The 23,322-nt window shown below is 60.9% G+C and carries 22 protein-coding genes and 1 tRNA gene; 11 read left to right on the forward strand and 12 right to left on the reverse strand.

Annotated features, from left to right (window positions below):
• Positions 1-34 precede the first annotated feature (34 nt).
• The 9 genes from OHL16_RS10840 to OHL16_RS10880 all read right to left on the reverse strand — a co-directional run bounded on the left by OHL16_RS10840 (position 35) and on the right by OHL16_RS10880 (position 9,086).
• On the reverse strand, positions 35-1,156 hold the full coding sequence (locus OHL16_RS10840; protein WP_263367140.1) for a carboxypeptidase-like regulatory domain-containing protein: 1,122 nt from the start codon (positions 1,154-1,156) through the stop codon (positions 35-37).
• Between the two features lie 44 nt (positions 1,157-1,200).
• Positions 1,201-2,061 (reverse strand): LpxI family protein, encoded by an 861-nt coding sequence (locus OHL16_RS10845; RefSeq protein WP_263367141.1) that lies wholly within the window; start codon positions 2,059-2,061, stop codon positions 1,201-1,203.
• A 46-nt stretch (positions 2,062-2,107) separates the two neighbouring features.
• The gene (locus tag OHL16_RS10850) at positions 2,108-2,899 is read right to left on the reverse strand and encodes a LolA family protein (protein ID WP_263367142.1); all 792 of its coding nucleotides are present in this window, start codon (positions 2,897-2,899) and stop codon (positions 2,108-2,110) included.
• A gap of 76 nt (positions 2,900-2,975) precedes the next feature.
• Entirely contained in the window at positions 2,976-4,259 is a 1,284-nt protein-coding gene (locus OHL16_RS10855) for an RICIN domain-containing protein (RefSeq protein WP_263367143.1), read from the reverse strand.
• Positions 4,260-4,729: 470 nt separating this feature from the next.
• Positions 4,730-5,866 carry a Gfo/Idh/MocA family protein gene (locus OHL16_RS10860; protein WP_263367144.1) on the reverse strand — a complete coding sequence of 379 codons (1,137 nt, stop codon included), beginning with the start codon at positions 5,864-5,866 and terminating at the stop codon, positions 4,730-4,732.
• 21 nt (positions 5,867-5,887) lie between these two features.
• Positions 5,888-6,673 carry an acyl-ACP--UDP-N-acetylglucosamine O-acyltransferase gene (lpxA, locus tag OHL16_RS10865; RefSeq protein ID WP_263367145.1) on the reverse strand — a complete coding sequence of 262 codons (786 nt, stop codon included), beginning with the start codon at positions 6,671-6,673 and terminating at the stop codon, positions 5,888-5,890.
• Entirely contained in the window at positions 6,670-7,206 is a 537-nt protein-coding gene (gene fabZ, locus OHL16_RS10870; RefSeq protein ID WP_263367146.1) for a 3-hydroxyacyl-ACP dehydratase FabZ, read from the reverse strand. The genes lpxA and fabZ overlap by 4 nt, the downstream gene beginning before the upstream one ends.
• A 31-nt stretch (positions 7,207-7,237) precedes the next feature.
• Positions 7,238-8,086 carry a hypothetical protein gene (locus OHL16_RS10875; RefSeq protein ID WP_263367147.1) on the reverse strand — a complete coding sequence of 283 codons (849 nt, stop codon included), beginning with the start codon at positions 8,084-8,086 and terminating at the stop codon, positions 7,238-7,240.
• Between the two features lie 190 nt (positions 8,087-8,276).
• Entirely contained in the window at positions 8,277-9,086 is an 810-nt protein-coding gene (locus tag OHL16_RS10880) for an SDR family NAD(P)-dependent oxidoreductase (protein ID WP_263367148.1), read from the reverse strand.
• 89 nt (positions 9,087-9,175) lie between these two features.
• Between OHL16_RS10880 and OHL16_RS10885 the strand changes: the two genes are divergently transcribed.
• Both OHL16_RS10885 and OHL16_RS10890 read left to right on the forward strand, forming a co-directional pair.
• Positions 9,176-9,562: a DoxX family protein gene (locus OHL16_RS10885; RefSeq protein ID WP_263367149.1), complete on the forward strand. Its 387-nt coding sequence runs from the start codon at positions 9,176-9,178 to the stop codon at positions 9,560-9,562.
• 101 nt (positions 9,563-9,663) lie between these two features.
• Positions 9,664-10,050, forward strand: a complete 387-nt coding sequence (locus OHL16_RS10890; protein ID WP_263367150.1) for a DoxX family protein — start codon at positions 9,664-9,666, stop codon at positions 10,048-10,050.
• Positions 10,051-10,794: 744 nt separating this feature from the next.
• On the opposite strand, the gene OHL16_RS10895 is transcribed toward OHL16_RS10890, so the two are convergent.
• From OHL16_RS10895 to ggt, 3 genes are all read right to left on the reverse strand, one after another.
• Positions 10,795-12,822, reverse strand: coding sequence for a beta-N-acetylhexosaminidase (locus OHL16_RS10895; protein ID WP_263367151.1), 2,028 nt, complete (start codon positions 12,820-12,822; stop codon positions 10,795-10,797).
• A gap of 216 nt (positions 12,823-13,038) precedes the next feature.
• The gene (locus OHL16_RS10900; protein ID WP_263367152.1) at positions 13,039-13,740 is read right to left on the reverse strand and encodes a carbonic anhydrase; all 702 of its coding nucleotides are present in this window, start codon (positions 13,738-13,740) and stop codon (positions 13,039-13,041) included.
• Positions 13,741-13,949: 209 nt separating this feature from the next.
• A complete protein-coding gene (gene ggt / locus OHL16_RS10905; RefSeq protein ID WP_263367153.1) occupies positions 13,950-15,749 on the reverse strand; it encodes a gamma-glutamyltransferase in 1,800 nt (599 codons plus the stop codon).
• 499 nt (positions 15,750-16,248) lie between these two features.
• Between ggt and OHL16_RS10910 the strand changes: the two genes are divergently transcribed.
• The 9 genes from OHL16_RS10910 to rpsF all read left to right on the forward strand — a co-directional run bounded on the left by OHL16_RS10910 (position 16,249) and on the right by rpsF (position 23,249).
• Positions 16,249-16,821: an RNA polymerase sigma factor gene (locus OHL16_RS10910; RefSeq protein WP_263367154.1), complete on the forward strand. Its 573-nt coding sequence runs from the start codon at positions 16,249-16,251 to the stop codon at positions 16,819-16,821.
• Positions 16,818-17,858, forward strand: coding sequence for an energy transducer TonB (locus OHL16_RS10915; RefSeq protein ID WP_263367155.1), 1,041 nt, complete (start codon positions 16,818-16,820; stop codon positions 17,856-17,858). The genes OHL16_RS10910 and OHL16_RS10915 overlap by 4 nt, the downstream gene beginning before the upstream one ends.
• 57 nt (positions 17,859-17,915) lie before the next feature.
• Positions 17,916-18,371: a DIP1984 family protein gene (locus OHL16_RS10920; RefSeq protein WP_263367156.1), complete on the forward strand. Its 456-nt coding sequence runs from the start codon at positions 17,916-17,918 to the stop codon at positions 18,369-18,371.
• Between the two features lie 269 nt (positions 18,372-18,640).
• Entirely contained in the window at positions 18,641-19,783 is a 1,143-nt protein-coding gene (locus tag OHL16_RS10925; RefSeq protein ID WP_263367157.1) for a 4-(cytidine 5'-diphospho)-2-C-methyl-D-erythritol kinase, read from the forward strand.
• Positions 19,784-19,816: 33 nt separating this feature from the next.
• Positions 19,817-19,890: transfer RNA gene (locus OHL16_RS10930), tRNA-Gln, on the forward strand.
• A 336-nt stretch (positions 19,891-20,226) separates the two neighbouring features.
• The gene (locus OHL16_RS10935; protein ID WP_449506062.1) at positions 20,227-21,255 is read left to right on the forward strand and encodes a ribose-phosphate diphosphokinase; all 1,029 of its coding nucleotides are present in this window, start codon (positions 20,227-20,229) and stop codon (positions 21,253-21,255) included.
• A 64-nt stretch (positions 21,256-21,319) separates the two neighbouring features.
• On the forward strand, positions 21,320-22,000 hold the full coding sequence (locus tag OHL16_RS10940; protein WP_263367158.1) for a 50S ribosomal protein L25: 681 nt from the start codon (positions 21,320-21,322) through the stop codon (positions 21,998-22,000).
• A 60-nt stretch (positions 22,001-22,060) separates the two neighbouring features.
• Positions 22,061-22,699: an aminoacyl-tRNA hydrolase gene (gene pth / locus OHL16_RS10945; protein WP_263367159.1), complete on the forward strand. Its 639-nt coding sequence runs from the start codon at positions 22,061-22,063 to the stop codon at positions 22,697-22,699.
• A gap of 118 nt (positions 22,700-22,817) precedes the next feature.
• Positions 22,818-23,249 (forward strand): 30S ribosomal protein S6, encoded by a 432-nt coding sequence (gene rpsF / locus OHL16_RS10950; RefSeq protein WP_263367160.1) that lies wholly within the window; start codon positions 22,818-22,820, stop codon positions 23,247-23,249.
• The last annotated feature ends 73 nt before the right edge of the window (positions 23,250-23,322 follow it).

Here is a 23,322-nt window from a genome sequence, read left to right on the forward strand (position 1 = left end):
TTGACCAGCTAGTTCTATATCGAACAGAGCGGCTCTAATGCTTTGGAGTAAGGCTATATGTGAGATTAGGAATATCGCTTTCGACGACGAGCGGGCTTGTCAGGGTTTCTCCGGTGCTCGTAGCGCCGCTGTCCTGCTTACTTGCGTGCGTCACTATCCGAACAAGATATGAGCCCTCAGGAATGTAATTGAAGACAAAACTCCCATCCAAGATAAATACCGAACGTAGTGTCGTTCCGTCTTCGGGGTCCAGTAGAGTGATCTCGCCCGACGTAACGGCACGCTCGTCGGGCTTGATTGTGACAGTGCCTCGAAGTGAATGCAGCCCGGTAGTGGGGATGGTGATATCGACGTCAGTGCGGGATTCACCTTCATGGAGCTCGATAGGCATGGCGTCGTAAAGTCTGTACTTATTACCGTTGTAAACGCGCAGAGCGTTCTGTGTGGTAAGTACGGCAGTTACTGAATGGTTGTTAAGGATGTTCTGAGGAAGAGCGACAGCCTCGGGCAGACTGACTTCAACGATGTATCTTCCTGGAGGCAACCCAGGCTGATAAAAGCGTCCTCGATCGTCGGTCTGTGGGTCGAATCCGAGTGGAGCCATAGCACCCTTGCCGGCACTGCTATGGAATATCTTCCATTGTCTATTGCCATCACGGCGATAGAGATGAACGCGCACATCGATGCCTGGGCCACCATCGTCGTAATGAACCGTGCCGCTAAGCGAAGCACCTCGTGACAGACTTAGATTGGCAATAGCCGTAGTACCCGGCTCGACTGTAATGCGTGAAAGAGCTGCATCGGCGCCCTGAGCTGTGAGAGAGGGATTGCCCTGAAACTCACTGATCACAAGGTCATATGGTGAGATGTAACCAGCGAGCATGCCGAGGATGTAATAGTCCCCAGGAACGACGCCGTCGATCTGGTACGCACCATCAATGTCTGTTTCAACGGAGTAGGAGTGAGTCTGTTGTGGTAATGAAACTCCGCTCGCATTAGTCGCTGGAGCGCTCTGGATGGTGACAGTGCCAAATCGACAAGGAGTGTGAGTGTCAGAGCAGGTTACATGCCCTGTAACTCTGCCTGTTGGCGGTGACTGGGCAAGCATTGCGTGGAACGCGAATGTTGCGAGCAGGCAGATCCCGTAAGCTCTCATGGCAGTTATGGTACTTCGAAAAATGAAGAGGAACGCGCTGCCCCTCATGGTTCGGAGACGATGGTTATGCCTGCGTTGTTGGCGGCGGCGAGGATCGCTTCGGGGTCGAAGAGGAGAGTGCGGCCAGCTTCGATGGAAAGACAGGTGGCACCGGCGGCGCGCATGGTCTCGATGGTGCGGACTCCGATGACGGGGACGTCGAAGCGCATGTCCTGATTGGGCTTGGCGACCTTGACGACGGTGAGGGAGCGGCGAAGGGTGGTCTCACCGGTGGGCTCGTCGTGTTCGAGAGTCCGGAAGAGTGCTCCGGCCCGCTCGATGGTGGCGTCGGTGCCTTCCATGGCTTCGACGGCGACGCAGGCCTGCGCGGCGATGACGACGGTCTGGCCGAGATCGTAGGCAGCCACTGCGCGAGCTACCGTGTGGCCGTAGGCGATGTCCTTCTGCTCCTCCTCGTCGGGGGCGCGCTGGGTGAGGACGCCGGGCTTGGCGAGCAACGGCTCAAGGTACTGGGTGGAGCTGATGAGCTCGATACCCTCGTCGGCGAGGACTTTCGCGACCGCGCCGAGGAGCATATCGGTGTTACGGGTGCGCAGGCTCATGAGCAGCTTGGCGAGCCGCCAGTCGGGGCGGATGGAGGAGAAGATCTGCTTGTGCTTCACCTGCCCGGCCATCACGGCGCGGGTGACTCCCTCGGCCTGGAAGGTCTCGATGAGGCGGGAGAGTTCGCCGAGGGAGAGCCAGTGCACGTGGATGTTCGGGTCGGCTGCGGCGCGGGAGTCGATCTCCGGGTCAGTCTCTTCTTTGATGGCTGCGACGACGACGGTGAGTCCGTGGGCACGTGCGGCGTCGAGAAGGAGGAATGGGAAGTGGCCGTTTCCGGCAATGAGGCCGAGTTTTTGCATTCGCTTACTTTAAAGCATGACGGCGGTTACGCCTTGTGTTGCGCGCTCACTCCGCCGTTCCTGCCATCTGCAGCGCATCGGCTGGGGGATCGAATTTCCATACCGACGCCGGAATGTTCTGGTTGGGTCCGAAGTCCGTCACGTAGTCGGAATATCTTTTGCTGTCTTGCGGAGTGGCGCCGACGAAAGTTGCTTCCACCTTGAGAGGAACCTTGTACTCTCGCGAGACCCAAAGGCGCAGCGTGTTGTCGTGCAGGGTTCCATTCGAGGCGCTCTGTAAGACCTTTACGTCCACGATGTCGCAGGGATAGCTGCGGCCCGCAATCGTCAGTGGCTCCATTCCCGCGAGTTTCGCCGACGTCGTCACCGATGGCAGATTTGCGTTGCTCAACTGCCGCGCCAGCCCCGGGAAGGCGTTCGAGAAGAGTGCCGCGGGGGCGCCTCCGGCCCGCTTCGAATACATCCGGTCGCCACCGTTGTAGACCCACGTCGTTGAGCCGTCGGACACGATTGTTTCGCTGCGCTGGTACTGCTGGCTCTCGGCTCGGACATGCCCCGGCCGCAGCACCCACGTCTTTATATAGGCGTGGGTGGTCTGGTTGTAGTGCGGCGTGACGCTCGTGATGTCCACCTGATGGGAGACCTCAAAACGGTCGATTGACTGCACCGCTCGAGCTTGTTGTTGCACGAGCGCGCGTGCCGCATCCGCGACATCTCCGGCGTCCTGGGTCTTGGCTCCCTGGGACCTGGCACGATGGGTGTCCGATGTTTGCGCGCCGAGGGCGAGCGCGCTGCAGAGGGCGGCAGCGAATACAGGAAGAGAGACGCGATAACGCATAGGTTTGTTCCGTAGATTTGTTCCGTAGAAAGGTAGGAAAGGGGCACGGGCTCATCGACCCGTGCCCGCACAAGCATTACGGTTCTTGCACGAGCTGGAACATCTGTGCGCCCGTACCGTTGCAGGTGTATTGGTCGAGCTGCACACCGTTCTGGGTCGATGCTCCGGGCACATCCACGCAGAGGCCGCTGTAGCGGTTCACAAGCTGGAAGTTCGCGCCGACTTGCTGTGGCATCCACTGCTGGTTCGCGCCACCGCCGTAGGCCCACTGTTGCAGGCCGGTGCCAGGAGAAGTGGACCAGTTCGTGTCGTCGAGCGCCAGGCCGGAGTTGCGGTTGATGATCTTGTAGTAGCCGCTGTCGGTGGGCACCAGTTGCCACTCCTGGTTGACCTGGTCGGTGCCGCACTGCCACTGCTGCACCGTCGTGCCATTTGTGGTGCCAAAGCCGGTGTCATCCATGCAGGAACCGCTGTTCTGGTTGATGACCTGGTACCAGGCCCCGGAGTTGATCGAGCCCGCGCCGCCCTGCCATTTGCGGACGCGGACGTAGTCCACCTTCATCGTCGCCGGCCATGGAGTGTTGGCGTCCGGTCCGGGGTTTGGCCAGTTACCGCCAACCGCGAGGTTGTAGAGCAGGAAGAAGTTGCCGTTGTCGAACTCCCATGTGCCGCCGCTGCTGCTCGGCGTCAGAGTGACGAACGGATGGGTGTAATCATCCACAAAAAACTGCACGGTCTGCGGGAACCAGTTAGCGCCGTAGATGTGGTACGCGCTGTTGATCGGCGAAGACACGTGCGTCTGGTTGCCGGTGTTGAAGTTATTGGCTCCGTGCAGGCTGGACTGGATCGTGCTGTTGCCCATCTGCGGGACGTTTTCCATGATGTCGATTTCGCCGCACGCCGGCCACTGCGTTCCGCTAAAGATGGAGTTGCCGAGCATCCAGAAGGCGGGCCATAGTCCGTCGCCATACGGCAACTGCATGCGAGACTCGATCAAGCCGTACTGTGTCGAGACGTTCGGATACGTGCGCATACGGGCTGACGTGTATGTGCTGCCCACGGGGAAGGCTGCGATGACCAGGTTGCCGTTGCCGTCCTGATAGGCGTTGGGGTTGCTTGAACTGCAGGGATATGTGTTGTTGCCGTATGGACAGTAGTACTCGAGTTCATTATTGCCCCACCCGGCGGGGTTGCCCCTCCCCGTCTCCATGAACCAGTTGTAGGTGTTAGGGGAGCCGTAGGCTCCGTTGAACTCGTCGCTCCAGGTTGTGTTGTAGACCTGTGCCTGCGACCGTTGATTGCCGAAGACGATGACTGCCGCCAGTGCCACGGCCGCCGCCATGAACCGTTTGAAGATCATGTATTTTGCTCCTGTGATGGACTCACGACTCAGCATTTTCACCACGAGATTGGCGCGCAAACCGCACGCCAATCTTTAGAACCAGTTACAAAACCTACACAGTCCGTATTTTTCTGCGCTGAAGACTATCGTTTGTCTTCCTGAATTTTGTCAAGTACAAAATGGCAAGATATTTTCACCACACGTGAGTTCAACTCCACCTGTCGCAGCAAATGGATAGCGGAATTAAGGAATTTTGCGATCGCAGCTCACTGAGAGTGCTTCTCAAGAGCAAGAGCCGCGCAGTGGGGCGCCGAGATGCCGACCCATTGGTACACAGCTTCTCAATCCCGTCGTATGTACCGGGAAATGGCGCGGGCGTCGAATGAATGGGTGGCTCTTTCACACCGATGGCGCTCACCTGAACAGCCGGCGAGGAATGATCGCAGCGAATCTTGTTCAGGAGTTCATTGAGGCTAATGTTCGCCAGGTTAATATTTTGCCGCAGCTTCGTCAGCAAGACGGATAGCGCGACCGGTTTGGGCGGAACGGCGGGCGGCGTCGAGGATGCGGACTACGGTGACGTTTGTATCGAGCGAGGTTAGGTCGTGTTGCGGTTGCAGCTTGCCGGAGAGGACGGCGGCGAGATAGTTGAGTGAGTTGTCGTGCGGCGCTGTGAGTGGTGGCGCGGTTTCGGTGCGCTCAGAGGTTTCGCCGGGTAGACGAAGGCGGATGTTGTCGCCGTGCGCGCTGTTGAGATAGACGGTGTCGACGAAGCCCTTTGCGCCGTAGACCTCCATATCCTTGCGGTCGAAGGGCCAGTTCCATGAGCCTTGAATGATGGCCTGGGCGTGCGGGTAGGTGAGGATGATGGTGCTGTCGTCGTCGACATTTGGATACACGCCAGGTTTGATGTGCAGAGTGACGGCGGTGACGGTAAGAGGCAGCTCACCGTGCATGAACCAGGTGGCGAGGTCGACGCCGTAGCAGCCGAAGTCGAAGAGTGCGCCTCCGCCGTTTTGTTTCGGGTCGGTGAGCCAGGAGAGGAACTCGGGGCCGACGCCGATCTCCTTGGGGCCGCGGTGGCCGTCGTGGACGACGAGCTTGCGCAGGTCGCCGATCTTGCCGCTGGCGAGGATGTCGTAAGCGGCGGTGTTGGAGGCGTACCACGTGGTCTCGTAGTTGGTGAGGACGGGGACGTGATACTGCTCGGAGAGGTGCTGGATGGCGAGCGCGTCCTCGTAGGTAGTAGCGAGAGGCTTCTCGACCATGGCGGCGATATGCAATGGAGCCGCCTGCTCAATGGCAGCGCGGTGCCCGGCAATGGAGGTGTAGACGAGGATGGCCTGCGGGTGCGTGCTCTTGAGCACCTCCGCTTCGCTGGAGAAGAAGAGTTTCTCGGGAAGATGCGTGCGGTTGATGTAGGTCTGGCGAAGAGCTGCGTCGGGTTCGGCGATGCCTACGAGCGTGATCTCCGGGTGCGATGAGAGATCGTGGAGGAAGCCCTGGACGTGTCCGTGGACGAGGCCGACAATGGCTACTCGTATGGGAGGTGTTGTTTGGGCGAATGAACTGTACGTGATGAGAAGGGTCGCGAAGAAGAGACGGAGTAAAGACAGAGGAGTCATAGAGGTCCGCTCAGACGAAGATTATTTGATCACGCCTCGTTCGCTCTTTGCGATGAAGTCTGCGAGGTAGGCTACCTTTTCACCGAACTCGCCTGAGGCGATCTTCTCGCGGATGGCGGCGAGGGCTTCGGAGGTGTTGAGCTTGGAGTGCTGCAGAAGGCGGTAGGCGGCGCGAAGCTGCTTCAGTTCTTCCGGAGTGAAGCCTCGGCGCTCGAGGCCGACCTTGTTGATGCCGTAGGCGTGGTTGTTGCGCTCGATCGAGGTCAGCGAGTAGGGGAGGACGTCCTGCGTGATGGTGGTTCCGCCGCCGATGTAGGCGTACTTGCCGATGGTGCAGAACTGGTGGATGGGGTTGAGCGCGCCGATGACGGCGTAGTCTTCGACGGTGACGTGGCCAGCGAGCGTGGCTCCGTTGGCGAGGATGCAGCCGTCGCCGATTTGAGAGTCGTGGCCGATGTGCGTGTAGGCCATGATGAGACAACCGCTTCCCACTCGCGTGATTCCCCCACCGCCTGTGGTACCGCGCGAGATGGTAACGTACTCGCGGATGTCGTTCCTGTCGCCGATCTCGAGGCGCGTGGGCTCGCCCTTGTACTTCAGGTCCTGCGGGGCGACTCCGAGGCAGGCGAAGGAGAAGACGCGGTTGTGGCTTCCCATCGTGAGGTGGCCGTCGAGGACGACGTGCGAGACCAGCTCGCACTCTTCACCGAGGATGACGTTGGGGCCGATGGTGCACCAGGGGCCGATGCTGCAGCTTTCGGGGATCTGTGCTCCGGGCGCTATGATCGCTGTCGGGTGAATGCTCACTCGGGCACGGCCTCGGAGGCAGAGGCTGCGGGCTTCGGTGCGACGCGCGGGACGACCTGGCACATCACGATGGCGTCGCAGACGAGCTTGCCGTCGACGGTGATGTTGCCCTGCATGCGCACGGCGCGGGTGCGCCAGTTGAGTACGCTGACCTCGATGCGGAGCTGGTCGCCCGGAGTGACGGGGCGGCGGAAGCTGGCGTTTTCGATCTTCGTGAAGACCATCAGCTTGGAGTCGCGGTCAGGGATCTCGGTGAGGAGAAGCGCGCCGCCGGCCTGCGCGATGGCTTCGACCATCAGGACGCCGGGCATGATGGGATAGTCGGGGAAGTGGCCCTGGAAGTGGGGCTCGTTGAACGTGACGTTTTTGATCGCGACGATGCGCTGCTTGCGCTCGATCTCGACGACACGGTCGATGAGGAGGAAGGGATAGCGGTGCGGCAGGATGGACATGATCTCGATGATGTCCATCGTCTTCTTCGTCTCGGGCGCGGTTTCCGGCGCGGCAGCGAGGGTGGTGGGCGATTCGCTCATAGCAAACCTGAGTATAAACCGCCAGCCGGGGCTATTTTTTCTTCACAATGACGTGGTCGGGATCGAACATGTCGTTGGGGATTCCGAGGTTGTAGTGGACCTTGGTGTAGAAGCGCTGGTTGACCATGTCGCCGTTGTGGTAGCGGGTGAGGGTGTAGGCGGTGGGAAGGCCGTCGACGGTGTGGTAGTCGTCGTACTCTTCGACGTCTTCGTCGTAGTCCTTGAAGGTGACGTTGCGCCACTGGAAGGTGCGGCGGAGCGGGAGGTGGGTGCTGGCGTCGATCTCGAGGGTGACGGCGTCGTTGTTGGGGCTGAGGACGGTGACCTTGTCGGCGATGCGGCGCATGACCATCGAGGTGCCTTCGGAGAGAACCATGACGCCGGGCGTCTTGAGCCAGGTGTTGATGATGGCATCGACGGAGTGGGCCTTGCGGCGCTCGTAGTCTTCGACCTGGTCTTTGGGAAGCTCGGTGCGGCCCTTGAAGGTGACTTCGTAGCCGTTGGCGCGGGTCCAGATCTGGACGACGTCGATCTTTTTCCCGGGGAAGATCATGCTTTTGTCGGTGAGGAATCCGTAACGCTCGGCGTCGGTCTGGCCGTAGTTGGGGTAGCGGCGCCAGTAGTCGAACTCGATGATGGTGCCGTTGGGTTGGTTGTGGAAGAAGCTGGCGGTGCGTCCGGCGGCCTGCATGTCGTGTCGCTCGCGCCAGGCGGGGCCTCCGAGGGCGTCGACCATCTCGTTGAGTATGGCGCGGCCGCGCTGCTCGTCGGTTCCGGAAGGCTGCGTGGGCTGGGCACTGGGGATGCTGCTGGCCTGCGCGTGGGCGCGTGATGGGGCGAGCGCGCAGAGAATGAGCAGGCAAAGAACGGGTCGCTTCATTCCGGGTTGTTGCTCCTTTAGACTTCAGGGGTTGTGGCGCGTGACCGGGGCTAAAGCCCTTCTGCCTTCGCCGGGATTTTCGCAGGGCTGAAGCCCTGCGCTCCCTCCGATTCGTGCGCTCCCTCCGACTTGTACGCTTCTTCGGATTCGTAGGCTTCTTCGGATTCGTGCGCCTCCGCTCCCTGCGTTGTCAGCCTACCAGTACGGCTCCGCCGTTGACGTTGAAGATCTCGCCGGAGATGAAGCCGGCGAGCGGGGTGCAGAGAAACAGTATGGGGCCGGCGATCTCCTCGGGGCGCGCGGGGCGGCCGAGGGGGATGGCGGCCAGCACCTTCTTGGACGTCTCCGGGTGCTGGAAGGCTGCGGCGGACATGTCGGTGCGGACCCAGCCAGGAGCGACGCAGTTGGCGAGGATTCCCTTCGGGGCGAGCTCGCTGGAGAGGCTCTTGGTGAGGGAGATGAGGGCTCCTTTGCTGGCGGCGTAGTCGGCGTGGAAGGCCTCGCCGCGCTGGCCGGCGGTAGAGCTTACAAGGACGATATGGCCTCTGGCGTTTGCCCCGTCGAGTTGCGGTTGCTGCTGCATCTGGGCGACGGCCGACTGGACGAGGCCGAATACGCTGTCGAGATTGACGCCGAGAGTTGTGCGCCATTGCGCGGCGGTCATCGATGCGATGGGCTGGTCGTGCGGCGGCCAGATGCCGTGGTTGACGATGAGGCAGTCGAGGCGTCCGAAGGCGGCGATGGTGGCAGCGACGAGGGCCTGGCCGTCCTCGGCGGTGGCGAGTTCCTGGCGGAGGGCGATGCAGTTCTCGTCGCCTCCGCATTCGGCTGCGAGGGCGTGGGCTTTGGCTTTGTGCGTGAGGTAGCTGAAGGCAACTTTGGCTCCGGCCTGGCGGAAGAGGCGGACGGCGGCGGCTCCGATGCCGCGCGAGCCTCCGGTGATGAGGGCGACTCGTCCGGGGAGTGATAAAAGCACCGATGGATTGACTGGATTGGACATATACTTACTCGACCGTAAATAACGACCTCGGTCTTGTGCAACTGAGCGAGGCTGTTTGCGATTCCACGAGCTGCGGAGGAGCCTGTCAAATGAAGATCGCTGTGCTGATTGCCCGGATTCTGCTTGGCCTTCTGTTTGTCGTCTTCGGCCTCAATGTTTTTCGACCCTTCATGCCTATGCAGCTTCCGCCGGGAGACGCCGGCGCACTGCTGGGGCTGATGTTCAAGCACGGTTGGTTCTACTTCATCGGATTGCTGTATGTGGTTGGAGGCCTGTTGCTGCTGGTCGGCCGGTTTGTGCCGATCGGGCTGGTGCTGCTGGGGCCGATCCTCGTCGTTATCCTCATGTTCCACATTACTTTTGCACCCGCGAGCATTGGTATGGGGCTGTTCTGCGCGGCGCTGGAGGTCTTCCTGATCTATGCCTGCCGGGCGCACTTCCAGGCTTTGTTTGCTCCGAAGATCAACCACCAGTAAGGGCTCTGAAGTCCGTGGGGATATACTCAACGCACTCAACGGTTTCCGTTTCGTGCGAACTGTGGCGAGCTGTGAGACCGCTGCTGTGAGGGGGTGCGGCTGTGAAGATCGCGATTCTGATTGCGCGGTTTCTGCTGGGCCTGATGTTTGTCGTCTTCGGGCTGAATGTCTATCTGAACTTTATCCACATGGCAGCGCCGACGGGCGATGGCGGTGCGCTGCTGGGGCTGATGTTTCAGCATGGGTGGTTTACGTTCTTCGGCGTGCTGTATATCGTTGGCGGAACGTTGCTGCTGATCGGCAGGTTTGTGCCGATCGGGTTGGTTCTTCTGGGGCCGATTATTGTCGTCATCCTGCTGTTCCACATTACGTTCTATCCCGCGGGAATCGGGCCGGGGCTGTTTGCGGCGGTGCTTGAGGTGTTTCTGATCTGGGCCTGCCGGGCGCACTTTGAGGCCCTGTTTGCTCCGGAGCTGAATGTTTTGTAGAGGGTAACGCTCCAGCGAGGAAGAGAGAAGGCAGAGGCTGCGAACAGGGCAGCCATGAGCAGGTTTGTGGGGCATCCGGCGGCATCCATTTCCGCGTACCTGGCATCTTTTGATGTAAGGTTTCTTGAAACTTGCTGTCGGCGCTCCCTTTTTTCACTGAGTGTTGGTTCCTGCGTTTTTCCGCAACACACTGATGCCTCTTGTGAGTTTGCAGCGTTCTGGCAGAGCACGGCAGCGATCGTGCGGGGCTTTATGTTTGAAAATCCATGCCCACAGATGGATCGGCTTGTAAACCAGCTGGTCGAGGCCCGCCGGCGCCGCGACTGTCTCGTCGCCATGTCTATGGATGGCCGCGAACCGTTGCGTGCGAACGCGGAGATTCTTCGAGTCGAAGGGTGCATCTCGGTGCACCGCTCCGAATGTGAATACTGCCGGAGCAGGGCTGAACCGCTGACTGAACGCAGGCCTTCCGCAGGCGTGGGGGCCGAGCTGGGGATGCGCCAGGCAGGGTGACGGTTGGCCCACACTGCGCATCCTGCGAACTCACGTTGAAGTTCTGTACGTCCCAACCTTCGCCATAAGCTGCGAAGGATAAGGTATTTGTGCGTCGTGTGCGCCGAAGATGGAGCACAGCGCGCCGAAGATGGAGCACCCGGCTGTGGGGAAGGCAACGACAGAGGATTGAGGTGGCTGGGAGGCGGGATTCTTTGGCACCCCAGCACCCGAGAATCTTGCGAAACCTGGTCATTTGTCGGGGACGGCTTTGACGAGGTCGGTGAGGGCCGGGAGGAAGGGGAAGCGGACGATGGACTGCGGCTTCTCGGCGGCTTCGATCTGGGCCAGTTTGGTCTGCTTCCAGTCGGCAGGTGGTTTGGATCCGCTGGAGATGTAGTTGAGGGCCTCGAGGCCGGTGTTGGCGAGGGCGGCGAGCTGCTCGGCTCGAGGGCGGGCTTCGGCGAGGCGCGGTGAGGTGTTCATCTGGGCCTCGACGGTGGGGACGGCGGCGAGCCAGGAGCGGAAGGTTTCAGCCAGCGCGGTGCGGGGGCCGGGGTTGGACGGGAGCTGGAGGAACTGCAGGACCAGGATGGCGAAGCGGTGGCGCGAGGGTGGGTCGGGGCGCACGGCGTCGACGAGGTTGTTCAGCGGGGTGAGCTGAGTGGTGTGCTGCTGGTCGTAGCGCTCGCCGAAGCTGACGGGTTCGAGGACGCCGGCGAAGACGTAGAGGGCTTCGATGCTGGGGCTTCCCGCGAGATCGCGGAGGGCGGTTCCGGCGTGGGAGATGTGGGTGAGGCCGAGGGCTTCAAGGCGCACGGACTCGATGTCGAGGCGGCGGTACATGTCGTCGACGTCAGTGACGGACTGCGGGGACCAGAGGCGCTCGGCGATGGCGGCGGTGCGGGGCCAGATGCGGGAGTCGATGGAGAGGGAGTTGACGTGCTCGCCCCACATGCAGGCTTCGCCGCCGAGGATGAGCTTCGCCTGCTCAGGCGTGAGGCCGGAGGCGGCGGGGATGGGGTCGGAGAGGTAGTGAGTCTCGGCGGACTTCATGCCGTCGAGGTAGTAGGGCTGGGAGAGGATGGCCTGGTGACCTTCTTTCGCCGCTTCGAAGAGTGAGTCCTGACCGCGCCAGGACTGGATGACGGCGTCGGGGGGGAGTTGGGGATTGAGGATCTCGTCCCAGCCCACCATGTGCTTGTGGTGCTTCTGAAGAATCTTGAGGACGCGCTGGCTGAAGTAGGTCTGGAGCGCGGCGGTGTCGGAGAGCTGGTGGGCGCGCATGAAGGCGCGGATGCGCGGGTTGCGCTTCCACTGCTGGCCGTTGGACTCGTCGCCGCCGACGTGCATGTAGGGGTCGGGGAAGAGGGTGGCCATCTCGCCGAGGAACTTGTCGAGGAACTGGTAGGTGGACTCGCGGGTGGGGTCCATGGCGGCGTCGTCGATTCCGAACTCGCGGCGGATCGTGTAAGGGCCGTGCGCAGAGGCGAGCTCGGGGTAGCCGACGAACCAGGAGCGGGTGTGGCCGGGGATGTCGAACTCGGGGACGACGCGGATTCCGCGGGCGCGGGCGTAGGCAATGATTTCGCGGGCCTGTGCCTGGGTGTAGAAGAGTTTGTCGGAACCGCGGCCAGTGAGCATCGGGTAGAGCTTGCTCTGGATGCGGAAGCCTTGATCCTCGGTAAGGTGCCAGTGGAAAACGTTGAGCTTGACAGCGGCCATGGCGTCGAGATTGCGCTTGATGACGTCGACGGGTTCGAAGTGGCGGCCGACGTCGATCATGAGGCCTCGCCAGCGGAAGCGCGGGGAGTCTTCGATCTGGACGGCGGGGAGGAACTGCGTGTGGCCGTCGGATTGGATTAATTGCTGGAGAGTGGTTAGAGCGCGGATGGCTCCGATGGTGGTGACAGCGTGGAGGGTGGCGGAGGTGGGAGTGACGGTGAGGGTGTAGGACTCGTCCTCGTCGAGGGACTGGACGGGTTGGCCGGGGCCGTCGACGTCGAGGGTGAGGGTGGCTTCACCGGTGGTGATGGTGGGCTTGGCGATGCCGGTCTGCTCCTGGATCTGGTCGAGGGTGCGGTCGAGCGCGGCTTCGAGGCGGGCGCTGCGGTGATGCGGGATGGCGATGGTGATGGAGGTGGTCCAAGGAAGGCGTCCGGAGCTGGCGGTGAGGTGCGCGGGCTGGGGGAGGAGGGTGTTGGTGAAGGTGGTTTGGGCGGGAAGGGTCGCAGGCGAGAGGACTGCCATGAGGATGCCGGAGAGGATGAGGCGATTCAAGAGGCGAGGTTCTCCATTTGCTGAGTTGCTTAGAAGGATATAGGTTCGCGGAGGTTGTTGAGAGCGCGGGGTCAGTTGTTGCGTTGCCATAGCGTGTCGCCGTCGGGGCGGTGGTTCGGCGGCGGCCCTGCCGTGCTGTTTGGGGTGGCGTTCACGCGCAACCAGCTTAGCGCGAGAGGGTCGCGGTGTTGATGGTTATTGCGGCGGCAGTCTTGGTTAGAGCACTTCCACCTTGCCCGTGGAGAGGTCGTAGACGGCTCCGGCTACTTTGAGTTTTCCGGATTTGATGGCGGGGGCGATGACGGGCTGGAGGGTGTTGAGGCGCTCGACGCCTCGGCGGACGTTGGCGCGGATGGCGTTGTCGAGCGGGTCGCCGGGGAGGTGTTCGCTCTCGAGGACGGCGGGCTTGATGGTGTTGACGAGGTCGTTGATGGCTCCGGGGAGCGCGTCCTTATCGTGGAGGTGCTGGATGGCGGCTTTGACGGCTCCGCACTGGGAGTGGCCGAGGACGAGGATGAGGGAGACGCCGAGTTCGGCGACGGCGTATTCGACGGAGCCTTTGACGGAGGCTCCGGCGCCCGAGACGTAGTTTCCGGCGACGCGGACGACGAAGAGATCGCCGACGCCGAGGTCGAAGAGGATCTCGGGAGGGACGCGGGAGTCGGCGCAGCCGATGATGGTGGCGATGGGGGCCTGGCCGGCGGCGAGAGGCTTGAAGTCAGCGGGGGTGCGGCCGGGGTGGGTGATGGCTCCGGCGACGAAGCGGCCGTTGCCTTCCTGGAGGAGGCGAAGGACTTCGTCGGGTGATGGAGCGGGTGTGGCGCGCGGTGCGGCGAAGGCGGGAGTGTTGCGAAGTGTGGTTGTGGCGAGGGCGGCGCTGGTGGTGAGGAGGAAGCGGCGGCGGGTCGTGCTCTGCATGACGGTGGACCTCCTGGGGATGGCCGGGTGCAGTGCTCGTTGTTCAGGTGATAGTACAGAAAGTTCGGAAGAGGCGCATCCCTGCGGTCGATGAGATGGAGAAGGCACGCTCGCGTACCTGTGCATCCTGCGAACCCACCTTAGGCGCGATGAGGCCGCGCCGAAGATGGGCACCCGGCGCTTGGCTGGTTTGAGTCTCGTGGCCCGGGCTAGTAGCCTGCGGCTTTGCCGTAGCTGCGGCGGGAGTCGTGGCCTCCGAGGAGTTCGTGGGTCTTGGGGTCTACGGCGATGAGTTCGCTGTCTCCCCAGACTCCGGGGTTCTTCTCGTCGGCTACGGCGAGGCGGTTGATGGTGTAGCCCATGGCGGCGAGCGCTTCGGCGGGTGGGACGGGGAACTTCTTCTCGAGGTCGAGGCGGTCGGGAAGGTACTGGTGGTGGAAGCGCGGGGCGTCGGCGGCCTGCTGGATGTTGAGGCCGTTGTCGATGGTGCTGATGATGTCGTTGGCAACCGTAGTGATGATCGTCGAGCCGCCGGGAGTTCCCATGACGTAGGCGAGCTTGCCGTGCTTGAGCCAGTTTCCGTGCGTGGTGATGATGGTGGGGGTCATGGCGGAGAGCGGGCGCTTGCCGGGAGCGATGGAGTTGGCAGAGCTCTGGATGAGGCCGTAGACGTTGGGCTCGCCGACCTTCGAGGTGAAGTCGTCCATCTCGTTGTTCATGAGGAAGCCGAGGCCTTCGATGGTGACTCCGGAGCCGAAGCCGCCGTTGAGGGTAGTGGTGCTGGAGACGGCGTTGCCATCTTTATCCACGATGGAGAAGTGTGTGGTCTCGGTGGACTCTTTTACTACCGTGGCTTGAGGCGGCGGAGGCATGAAGCCGGCGGGGCGGACGAGCGAGGCCGAGGGCGTGGGCTTGGTGGGGTCGATGGAGCTTCGCCAGGCGGCGGCGTACTTCATGTTCGCCATCTGCTTCAGGGGGAGAGTATTGAAGTCGGGGTCGCCGAGGTAGTCGCCGCGGTCCATGTAGGCTCGGCGGAAGGCTTCGGTGATGATGTGGACCTGCGCGGCGCTGCGGTCTGTTGATTCTGAGCCTCCGGGGCCAAGCTTCTTGAGGTCGTAGCCGGAGAGGATGTTGAGGATCTCGACGAGGATGATTCCGCCGGAGGAGGGCGGCGGCGCGGTGATGAGGTCGTAGCCGTGGTACTTGCCGCGGATGGGCTTGCGCTCCTTGACCTGGTAGGCGGCGAGGTCTTCGGCGGTGATGAGGCCTCCGCCGGCCTTCTCGAAGTCGGCGATCTGATGGGCCATGGCGCCGTGGTAGAACTCGCCGGGGTCTTTGGAGATGCGGGTGAGGGTGGCGGCGAGCTCGGGCTGCTTGAAGGTGTCGCCCTCCCGGTAGAAGTCGCCGTCCCGCTGGAAGATTTTGGCGGAGGTGGGGAAGAGCGTCATGTTCTTGCTCTGCAGGTTGCGGGCCTCGGCTGCAGAGAGGACGAAGCCTTCGGTGGCGAGGCGGATGGCGGGCGCCATGTCCTGGGCGAGGGTGAGCTTGCCGAAGTGCTTCTGCGCGTAGGCGAGGCCGGCGACCGAGCCGGGGACTCCGCTGGCCTTGTAGCCGACGAGCGACATGCCGGAGACGACGTTGCCCTCGGCGTCGAGGTACATGTCGCGGGTGGCGGCGGCGGGGGCCTTCTCGCGGTAGTCGAGGAAGTGCGTCTTGAATCCATGGGGGCCGTGCTTTTCGCGGATGAGCATGAAGCCGCCTCCGCCAAGATTGCCGGCGAAGGGATAGACGACGGCGAGGGCGAAGTGTACGGCGACGGCTGCGTCGACGGCGTTGCCGCCCTGCTTGAGAATCTCGACTCCGGCGTCCGAGGCGGAGTGGTGGATGGAGACGACCATCGCGTGCGGGGCGCGGGTGGGTTCGACGTTGGGCTGCTGGGCCTGCGCGGAGGCGAGGAGGGTGGTGAAGGTGAGGAGGGAGACAGAGGTGCGAAGGGTCGCTGGACGCAAGAATTACTCCGGGCCTGGATTGAGCGGGGTGCTGAGGCCAGCATAGCTTGGATTCGATTTTTCCGTGCCTGTGCTGTCGTGGTGTACCTCCTCCCCTCCTACCTGTTTTTGCGCAAAGTATTCAATTTACATAACTTAGATCTGGACTTCACTAAAATATGGCTGCTAAAGTATTGATTCCATTAGATGAGGCATGTGTACTTCAGCCAAAGTATTGATTTAAAAGAGGAAGCCCCGAAGGGTTGTCTCGGGGCTTCTTTTGCTGCTTCTTTAATTGTACCGAGTCAGACGAAACTAACTGCCACATTCGACGGGTTTATTTTTCTTGAGGAAGTCATTTGGATTCTGCGGGTTATGGAGAAATCTACGGAGACCTGGGGTTTCTGGGGGCTTGACAGCGGATTTTCCACATAGGTCGCCGTTCGGTGGCGCTGAGATGAAAAAAAGTGAACAGTTTCGCAGCGGGAAAGGTCTTAGAGGGTGAGTGGGACGAGGCGGAATGGATATAGCGGCAGAGTGGACGCGGCATGCGCAGAGGGAGCGGCTGGCTGTGAAGGATGAAGAGATGGCCGCTGTGGAGGAGTTTGCCGCGCTGGTGGGGCGGAATGCGCGACGGATGTTTCGGGTGGCGTATAGCCTGTTGCGCAATTCGCATGACGCCGAAGATGCGGTGCAGGAGGCCTTTCTGAAGCTGCATCGCGGTGGTGGATGGCGGCGGATGGAGGACGAGAGGGCGTTTCTGGCGCGGACGGTTTGGCGGGTAGCGCTGGATAAGTTGCCGCGGTGTGGTGAAGGTGATCGCGATGTCGCGGAGGTGGAGATTGCTTCGCTGGATGAGAGCCCTGAAGAGTTAGCTGCGAGCGGCGATGAGCGGGAGTTGTTGCGGCAGATGATCGATCGGCTGCCGGAGGATTTGCGAAGGCCGCTGGTGCTGAGCGCGATTGAAGAGATGACCTCGGTTGAGGTGGCTGTGGTGATGGGGATTCCTGAGGGGACGGTGCGGACGAGGGTGATGCGAGCGAAGGCGGAGCTACGGAAGAGGTTTGAGGCCATGAGGGAGTTGCAACGATGAATGATCAGATCGAATTCGATGAGCTGCTAAATACGGTGCTGTGCGAGGTTGCGAATCCTGATCCGATGGAAGGTCTGGAGCAGAGGTTGACGCGACGGTGGAGCGCTTTAGAAGTAGGTCAGGATGCTCTGGCTGACTCGTTGCTATTGGCAGGAGGAATTAAGGAGGAGAACGTCGTCGCTTCGCTTTGGCGTGGGCTGCGCGAGTTGATCGCTCCTGACAGATTGCCGCCACTGGTGCTGGAGTCGCGGGAGGTGCCAGTGATTAACCGGATGGCTGTTGAGCGGAACTACTCGTCGACAGCTTACGCGTTAGGCGCACATGCGATGGCGATTCTTCTTATAGGGTTCGTAGTGCGAGCGCAGATTCGTGAAACGGATCCGGTACGGAGCGTGACTCCGCTGATGGATGCTCCAGTGTTGCGTATTGTCGCGAAGGCTGCACAGCAGATGGGAGGGGGAGGGGGGCAGCATGGGGAAACTCCGGTGAGCAAGGGGCGTCTCCCGAAGCTAGAGCAGGAGCAAATTGTTCCGCCGATGCAGCCGCCGAAGATTGCGCCAAAGATAGCAATAGAACCGAGTGTTGTGGTGCAGAAGGACCTGAAGCTCGCGGACAATATGCTGCCGAACCTGGGATTGCCGAACTCGCCGATCGTGGGTGCGTCGATGGGCGATGGACGGGGTACGGGGATTGGGCCGGGGGATGGTCCGGGGATTGGGCCGGGCACAGGCGGAAATACAGGGGGCGGGCTACGGCATGTGGGCGGATCGGTCACTGCGCCTGAGGTGCTGTACTTGGTTGAGCCGGAGTTCTCGGAGGAGGCGCGGAAGGCGAAAGTGTCGGGAGATGTGTCGGTCTACTTATGGGTGGATGAGCATGGGAAGCCGACGCACGTGCGTGTGGTTCACGGGATGGGATTGGGACTGGATGAGAGGGCGATTGAGGCGGTGAAGCAGTATCGGTTCAAGCCGGCGATGGAGAATGGGAAGCCGGTCACGGTTGAGATGTATGTTGTGGTGAACTTCCAGATATTCTGAAATATTCAGGCTGAATGCGTTTATACATTAGACTGGCCGAGTCTCAGGAGGTCGAAATTGAAATTAGCTGAAGCGCTTGCAGAACGCAGCGACTGCCAGATTCGGTTGGAAGAGTTGAAGAAGCGTCTCATCAGGTCGGCACGAGTTCAAGAGGGTGAAGCTCCGGCGGAAGATACAGCGGAGCTGTTGGTGGAAATCGAGCGTGTGTTTGGCCGCCTGCTGGAGTTAGTGAGTGCGATCAATCGAACGAACGCGAGGACGGCCTTCAATGACACGCAGACGATTTCGGATGCGATTGCGACCAGGGATGTTCTCGGTAAAAAGAGGGATTTGCTTACTGGAATTGCCGATGCAGCTAGCACACGCCAGGATCGGTATTCGAAGTCGGAGGTGAAGTTTGTTGCAACCGTACCGATTGGTCAATTGCAAAAGCAGGTGGATCAACTCGCAAAGCAATTTCGCGATGTTGATACGCGATTGCAGGAGTTGAACTGGAAGACGGATTTGATCTGAGGCAGTTGGTAACTTCGTTCGTCGAAGTGAGCACAAGCCCTGCCAGGGGTAAAGCTGGCACTCATGGTGGCTTCGAAGAGCCGAGGCCTACGGGTTCGACTCCCGCGTAACAGAGCACGCTCAGTACGGTGACAAGGGTACAGTGCACGTCTTACGGTTTACTACCATGTGCTGGTCGGCGAATGTGGTGAGGGCGGGACAGGGGATAACTCAGATCGAACCGGTAAAGCTTCGTTCCAAGACCTGTTTGACACCTAAAATAGGTGTCTATGTCTACGCATGTTCGTTCGTATTCGAAGGTCAACCTGGGGTTGGCGATTGGGCCGGTGCGGCCGGATGGGTTTCATGGGCTGACGACCGTCTACCAGACGCTGGAGCTGCATGATGTGGTGACGGTCGAGGCTCGGCGGGCGGGGGCTACAAAGATTTCGCTGACTACGAATGATGCGCGGGTTCCTGTGGATGGGCGGAATACCGCGTGGAAGATGGTCGAGCGGGGGCTGGAGCGGCTGGGATTGGCGGCTGAGGTCTCTATCTATATAGAGAAGCGGCTTCCGGTGCAGGGTGGGATGGGGGCCGGGAGCGCGAATGCGGCGGCGGCACTGATCGGGCTGGAGCGGGAGTTGGGGGTGGGGCCGGATTCAGGAGGCTTGGCCGGAGCCGAGCGACTGCGGCTGGCGGGTGAGGTGGGGTCGGATGTGCCGCTTTTCTTGCTTGGAGGGTCGGTGCTGGGGCTTGGGCGCGGGGAGATGGTGGTTCCTCTGCCGGATATGCCCAGTGTTTTCTGCGTGGTAGCGGTTCCGGAGGTTGGGGTTTCGACTCCGCAGGCTTTTCGGGACTGGGATGCGCTGGTGGCTGGTACCTCAGGGGCTAAAGCCCCTTCGTTTGATGGGGATGGTAGTGGCACGGCTGAAGCCGTGCCCTTAACAAAGCGAGGATCGGTCGCTGGACAGGCTGGGTTGACTCGTGGGGATAAGCCCGATAGACTAGATGAGTTGAGTCTCGCTTACGCATCTCTGTATGCGGAGCTAGGCACTTCCGGTATTATCCGTGGCTCGAACCCTGGAAACAAGCAGGGAGGTTCTGACAAGTCTCAGAGCGGCCAAGTGGATGATCTGGCGGAGAATACCCTTCTCTCGCTTGTCCGCACCGGGGTTGAAAACGACTTTGAACGGGTCGTCTTTCCTGCTTATCCCTCCTTGCGTGAAATCAAGCGTCAATTGATGGGTACCGGCTCGGAGTCTGCGCTTTATGCTGCGCTCTCGGGTTCGGGTTCGGCTCTGTTTGGACTTTACCGGTCCGAGGCGGATGCACGAGCGGCTCAACGGCGCGTCCAGGAGGCAGGGACCAAGGCTCTGATTACGAAGACCTTGCCTCGCCGGGATTACTGGACGAGAATGTTCGCAGGGTGACCCGGCCGGGTGAAACGAACCACGGCCGTTTGCTGGGCGATCGACTAACGGTAGGTCAAGTGCCTTTGACGCACTTTGTCTAGGTTCGAATCCTAGTCGCCCAACCAAAAAAGTCGTTCGTCGAATGCGAGGAGCAAGGTTTAGGGTTCTCAGGCGGCAACAACTTGCCGCGAAAGAGTTGAACGACGCAAGTTCTGCCGGCCGCAGACAATAAAAAGAAGAAACGGCCGGGAGCACAGAGTCGAGGTTTGAAGGAAGAGAAGTCTTAGGTTTTTCGAGGATTCGCAACAAGGATTTTTGGAAGTACGGGGCCGCAACAAGGCCCTGGTAGACGAAGCAGCAGGAACTAACCAAGGTCAACCAACCTGGAGGGTTTCAACGTGAGCGAACAAAACACGACTGCAGTTCTTTCCCCTATAGTGCAGGTTGAGGAGACGGAGACGATCTCCCAGCCTGTGCCAGCCAGCTCCGCGCAGGGTCAGCCCGGCGGACAGGCCAAAACAAGCCCGAAGCGCGCGGGACGGATTCCCGAGCCAAAGCGCTTCAAGATCTTCTGCGGATCTTCGAATCAGCCTCTGGCTGAGGAGATCTGCAAGTTCGTCGGTGTGCCGCTGGGCGAGACCCGGTTGCAGAGATTCTCCGACGGCGAGGTTCACTTTCAGCTGCTGGAGAACGTCCGCGGAGTGGACGTTTTTGTCGTGCAGCCTACGTGTTGGCCGGTGGATCAGCACCTCATGGAGCTGCTGATCATGATCGACGCGCTGAAGCGCGCATCCGCCGGGCGCATCACGGTTGTGATTCCGTATTACGGCTACGCGAGGCAGGACCGCAAGGACCGACCGAGGGTGGCGATCACGTCGAAGCTGGTGGCAGACCTTCTGGAGAGGGCCGGTGCGAACCGGGCTCTGCTGGTGGATCTGCACGCAGCACAGATCCAGGGGTTCTTCGATATTCCGGTGGATCATCTGTTCGCCAGCCCGGTGCTGGTGAGCTACTTCCGGGAGATGAACCTTCCGAACCTGACGGTGGTCTCGCCGGATGCGGGAGGCGTGGAGCGGGCGAGATTCTTCGCCAAGAAGCTGGAAGTACCGTTGGCCATCGTGGATAAGCGACGGACCGACATTAATGTGACCGAGGTGATGAACGTCATCGGCGATGTAGAGGGCCGGACGTGTCTGATCCTCGACGACATTATCGACACCGCCGGAACGCTGGTGAAGACGGCGGATGCGCTGCTGGAACAGGGCGCGGCAAAGGTTTATGCGTGCGCAACGCATCCTGTGCTCTCGGGCCCGGCGGTGGAGCGGATTATGAACTCACGGCTGGAGCAGGTGGTCGTGACGAACACCATCCCGCTGCAGGAAGATGCAGCGAAGGTGGGAAAGATTAAGGTGCTTTCCATTGCCGGGCTTCTGGGCAGGGCGATCGAGAGCATTCACATGGAGACCAGTGTTAGCACGCTGTTCAGTTAGCAGCGGGACCGGGAATCAGTAAAGGGAGCAAGGCTCAACCTTGTGCCCGAAAGGATGAAGGACAATGGCAGCATCAACGGCAGTAGAGGCAGTGGTCGCGACTCCTCGCGAGGGTAAGTTCAACAAGAATGCGGCTCGCCGCGTTCGCGTCGCGGGCAAGATTCCCGCGGTCGTCTATGGCGCGGGGCAGGAGCCTGTGGCGGTCACAGTCGACCCCAAGGTCATCACGAAGATTCTGCACTCGGAGTCGGGCCACAACACGATCTTCGATCTGACGATCGAGGGCGGCGCGGGAACGAAGGCGATGATTGTGGACTGGCAGCATGAGCCGATCAAGGGCAAGCTGCTGCACATCGATCTGAAGCGGATCGCGATGGACAAGGCAATGCGCGTCTCCGTGCCGATCCAGCTGGTTGGAATTCCTGATGGCGTGAAGAACCATGGCGGAATCCTCGAGCACGTTATGCGTGAGGTCGAGATTGAGTGCTTGCCGGCAGACATTCCGAGCCACCTCGATGTCGATGTGACGAACATGCCTCTGCATGGTCTGATCCACGTTTCGGATCTTCCTCACTCAGGCAGCATCAAGTTCCTTGCGGATGAGAATGCGACAGTTGCGCACGTCGGGATCGTCAAGGAAGAGGCTCCGGCTGAGGTTGTGGAAGCTGCTCCGACTGAGCCTGAGGTCGCGAAGAAGGGCAAGACTGAGACGGCTGAAGCTGCTGCTCCGGCTGCGAAGAAGTAATGCGAGGGCGGCCCTGAGATTCGGGGCCGCTCGCGTGCTGTTTGGAAGGGAAGCGTTCGCGTGAAGCTGATTGTCGGGCTGGGAAATCCTGGGATCGAATATCAGTTCACACCTCACAACGCGGGTTTTCTGGCGGTTGATCGCATCGCGGAGGATTGCGGCGTGGTGATGGCAAACCGCCGGGGACGAGCGCTGACGGCGAAGGTGAAGCTGGGAGGGCAGGATGTTCTGCTGGCCAAGCCGGAGACCTTCATGAATCTGAGCGGGCTTTCAGTGGCCGCGCTGGTTCGTGAGTTGGAGATTGAGAACGTCTCGGAGGATGTGATTGTCCTCTACGACGAGTTGGCATTGCCGCTGGGCACGATTCGGATTCGTCAGAATGGACGGGCGAACGGGCACAACGGAGTGAAGTCGGTTTCGGGAGCGCTTGGAACCGAAGAGTGGCTGCGGATTCGGATTGGCGTCGGCAAGCCCGCGCTGGCCGATGGCAGAGAGGGCGGGCAACAGGTTAGGGCGGGAGGCAGCGATTATCTGCTCTCGCCGATGCGCAAGCAGGAGCTTGCGGTGCTGGATGAGGTGCTCGATCGCGTGAAGAGCGCGGTGGAGATGGTGTTGACGAAGGGCGTCAGCGCCGCGATGAGTGAGTTCAACCGGAGACCCGATGAGCCTGGCTCGGAGGAGTCGAAGGAAAAGCAGTAAGCAGAGAAGTAGTTCTAGAGAATTGCAAAGCAGTACAACGCAGTAGATTCCATACCGGGTTGGCAGAACAGACGCCGGCGCGGTGCGAAGCAGAACTTCGCAGAAAGAAGTGAAACGCATGAGTCGCACTTACGAAGTTATGTTCATCGTTCGTCCGGACGTTGAAGAGGCAGACCTGGACAAGCTGATCGAAGGCTTTGAGAAGAACGTCACCGATGGTGGCGGCGAGCTGAAGAGCACGGAGAAGATGGGCCGCCGCCGGCTGGCTTACACGGTCCGCAAGTTCAATGACGGTTTCTACGTCCTGATGACCGTCGTTGCTGCCGGCTCGCTGATCGCTGAGATCGAGCGACGTCTGCGCGTGTCCGAGCAGGTGATCAAGTTCATCACGGTCCGTATCGACGAGGAAGAGAAGCGCCTGGCGAAGGTCAAGGCGATTCGCGACACGAAGGTGAAGCGCAGCGCGCAGCCTGCGGCTCCTGCTGTGGTCGAGAGCGCCGCGGAGCACGCGGCTGTGACTCCTGCTGCTGCCGAGGCTCACGCCGTCTAAAGGGACTTTGGGATTGGCGTTGCCGGATGGATTCGGCAGCGCATGAGGCATCATCATCCGCCGACCGGCGCTT

This window comes from Edaphobacter bradus (genome assembly GCF_025685645.1).
GTDB lineage: Bacteria > Acidobacteriota > Terriglobia > Terriglobales > Acidobacteriaceae > Edaphobacter > Edaphobacter bradus.

Bases quoted from the DNA above. Each gene is read 5' to 3' on its own strand.
- OHL16_RS10855 (WP_263367143.1), bottom strand. From the start codon at position 4,259: ATGATCTTCAAACGGTTCATGGCGGCGGCCGTGGCACTGGCGGCAGTC.
- OHL16_RS10910 (WP_263367154.1), top strand. From the start codon at position 16,249: ATGGATATAGCGGCAGAGTGGACGCGGCATGCGCAGAGGGAGCGGCTG.
- OHL16_RS10840 (WP_263367140.1), bottom strand. From the start codon at position 1,156: ATGAGAGCTTACGGGATCTGCCTGCTCGCAACATTCGCGTTCCACGCA.
- OHL16_RS10925 (WP_263367157.1), top strand. From the start codon at position 18,641: ATGTCTACGCATGTTCGTTCGTATTCGAAGGTCAACCTGGGGTTGGCG.
- OHL16_RS10885 (WP_263367149.1), top strand. From the start codon at position 9,176: ATGAAGATCGCTGTGCTGATTGCCCGGATTCTGCTTGGCCTTCTGTTT.
- rpsF (WP_263367160.1), top strand. From the start codon at position 22,818: ATGAGTCGCACTTACGAAGTTATGTTCATCGTTCGTCCGGACGTTGAA.
- OHL16_RS10850 (WP_263367142.1), bottom strand. From the start codon at position 2,899: ATGCGTTATCGCGTCTCTCTTCCTGTATTCGCTGCCGCCCTCTGCAGC.
- OHL16_RS10845 (WP_263367141.1), bottom strand. From the start codon at position 2,061: ATGCAAAAACTCGGCCTCATTGCCGGAAACGGCCACTTCCCATTCCTC.
- OHL16_RS10900 (WP_263367152.1), bottom strand. From the start codon at position 13,740: ATGCAGAGCACGACCCGCCGCCGCTTCCTCCTCACCACCAGCGCCGCC.
- OHL16_RS10915 (WP_263367155.1), top strand. From the start codon at position 16,818: ATGAATGATCAGATCGAATTCGATGAGCTGCTAAATACGGTGCTGTGC.
- OHL16_RS10940 (WP_263367158.1), top strand. From the start codon at position 21,320: ATGGCAGCATCAACGGCAGTAGAGGCAGTGGTCGCGACTCCTCGCGAG.
- OHL16_RS10880 (WP_263367148.1), bottom strand. From the start codon at position 9,086: ATGTCCAATCCAGTCAATCCATCGGTGCTTTTATCACTCCCCGGACGA.
- OHL16_RS10875 (WP_263367147.1), bottom strand. From the start codon at position 8,086: ATGAAGCGACCCGTTCTTTGCCTGCTCATTCTCTGCGCGCTCGCCCCA.
- fabZ (WP_263367146.1), bottom strand. From the start codon at position 7,206: ATGAGCGAATCGCCCACCACCCTCGCTGCCGCGCCGGAAACCGCGCCC.
- OHL16_RS10860 (WP_263367144.1), bottom strand. From the start codon at position 5,866: ATGACTCCTCTGTCTTTACTCCGTCTCTTCTTCGCGACCCTTCTCATC.